This window comes from Actinoallomurus acaciae, from assembly GCF_042429965.1.
In the GTDB taxonomy this organism is placed as follows: domain Bacteria; phylum Actinomycetota; class Actinomycetes; order Streptosporangiales; family Streptosporangiaceae; genus Actinoallomurus; species Actinoallomurus acaciae.
The window spans coordinates 1-2043 of sequence record NZ_JBHLZP010001054.1 but is presented as its reverse complement, the minus strand read 5'-3'; the positions used below and the strand labels follow the sequence as shown (position 1 = coordinate 2043).

The 2043-nt window shown below is 74.9% G+C and carries 2 protein-coding genes; both read left to right on the top strand.

The features are described 5' to 3' along the window. A partial coding sequence (locus tag ACFFNX_RS50380; protein ID WP_378213609.1) for a LutC/YkgG family protein occupies nucleotides 1-459 on the top strand: 459 nt, incomplete at its 5' end. Between the two features lie 68 nt (nucleotides 460-527). Beyond that, nucleotides 528-1952 carry a rhamnulokinase gene (locus ACFFNX_RS50375; RefSeq protein ID WP_378213608.1) on the top strand — a complete coding sequence of 475 codons (1425 nt, stop codon included), beginning with the start codon at nucleotides 528-530 and terminating at the stop codon, nucleotides 1950-1952. The last annotated feature ends 91 nt before the right edge of the window (nucleotides 1953-2043 follow it).

Here is a 2043-nt window from a genome sequence, read left to right as displayed (position 1 = left end):
GACTACCGGGCGGAGGTGCGGCGGGTCGCCCGCGCGAAGCTGCCCGCGGTCCTGGGCGAACCGGACGGCCGCTTCGCCGTGCCGCCCGGCCTGCCCGGGGCCTGGACGGCCGAGGTCGACGCCGTACGGGACGAACCGCCGCTCTCGGTCGCCGAACTCGACGCGCTCGACGGCGTGATCACCGGCTGCGCGGTCGCCATCGCCGAGACCGGCACGGTCGTGCTCGACCACGGCCCCGGGCAGGGCCGGCGGGCGCTCACGCTGGTCCCCGACGTCCACCTGGTCATCGCCCTGACCACCCAGATCGTCGCGGACGTGCCCGAGGCGATCGAGCGCCTGTCGCCGGACCGGCCCATCACGTTCGTGTCCGGCCCGTCGGCCACGAGCGACATCGAACTGTCCCGCGTCGAAGGCGTCCACGGGCCGCGCCACCTGTCGATCCTGATCGTCGACGCCTGACACCGGGCCGGCCGCTCCCGCTCCTCTCGACCACCGACCCGCGCACCACCGAGCCGAATTGGGGAGAAATGCAGCCGCGTTCATTCGCCGCCGTGGACCTCGGCGCCTCCAGCGGGCGTGTGATGATCGCCCGGGTGGGCGAGGACGAACTGGCGCTTCGCGAGGCGCGCCGCTTCCCCAACCGCCCCGTACGCGCGGCGGGCACGCTCTACTGGGACGTCCTCGGCCTGTACGGGCACGTGCTGGACGGGCTGCGGGCCGCGGAGGACGTCGCGTCGATCGGGGTCGACTCCTGGGCCGTCGACTACGGGCTGCTCGACTCCGCGGGCGCCCTGATCGGCAACCCGGTCCACTACCGTGACGGCCGGGCGGACGGCGTCATGGACGACGTCGTCGCCAAGGTGGGCGCGCAGACCCTGTACGACGTCGGCGGACTGCAGTTCCTGCCGTTCAACACCGTCTACCAGCTGCTGTCCGCACCGGTCCCGGAGTCGGCGCGGACGCTGCTGATGGTGCCCGACCTGCTCGCGTACTGGCTGACGGGCGAGACGGGCGCGGAGGTGACGAACGCCTCCACGACCGGGCTGTACGACGTGCGCACCGGCGACTGGGCGTACCCCCTCATCGCACGGCTCGGCCTGCCCGCGAAGATCCTCCCGCCGCTGCGGCGGCCGGGCGAGATCATCGGCACCCTGCGGCCCGACGTCGCCGCCGAGACCGACCTGCCGTCGTCGCCCGTCACCGCGGTCGGCTCGCACGACACCGCCTCGGCCGTGTTCGCGGTGCCCGCCGAGCACGACCGCTTCGGGTACGTGTCGTGCGGCACCTGGTCGCTGGCCGGGGTGGAGCTGACCGCGCCGGTGCTGACGGAGGAGAGCCGGGTCGCCGGGTTCACCAACGAGGCCGGCGTCGGCGGCACCATCCGTTACCTGCGCAACGTGATGGGGCTGTGGCTGCTCCAGGAGTCGCTGCGCACCTGGCGCGCCGAGGCGTCACTGCCCGGCCTGCTCGCCGCCGCCGCGGACGCGCCGCCGTTCGCCGCGCTCGTCGACCCCGGGGATCGGTCCTTCATTCCGCCCGGCGACATGCCGGCGCGGATCGCCGCGTACTGCGAACGCACCGGCCAGCGGGCCCCGGCCGGACGGGCGGAGGTCGTGCGGTGCGTCCTGGAGAGCCTCGCCCTCGGTCATCGCGCGGCGATCCGGGAGGCCGCCCGGCTGTCCGGCAGGTCCGTCGAGGTGGTGCACATGGTCGGCGGCGGAGCACGCAACGCCCTGCTGTGCCGGCTGACCGCCGACGCCTGCGGGCTGCCGGTCGTGGCCGGCCCGGTCGAGGCGACCGCCATCGGCAACGCGCTCGTCCAGGCCCGCGCGCACGGCCTGACCGCCGACCCGCGCGAGCTCGTACGGCGGACGCAGGACCTCACCGTCTATCACCCACATGCCGACGAGGCCGCCTGGGACGCCGCCGCCCGGCGCGTCGGCCTGGCGTAGTGACCTCCGGCCGGTCGTCATCGTCCCCGCCCGAGCCGTGGAGGCGGCTCACGCGAAGAGCGCGCGACCGGCGGGGACGCCCGGGGGCGTC

Coding starts and splice junctions, on each gene's coding strand:
- ACFFNX_RS50375 (WP_378213608.1), top strand. CDS start 528: ATGCAGCCGCGTTCATTCGCCGCCGTGGACCTCGGCGCCTCCAGCGGG.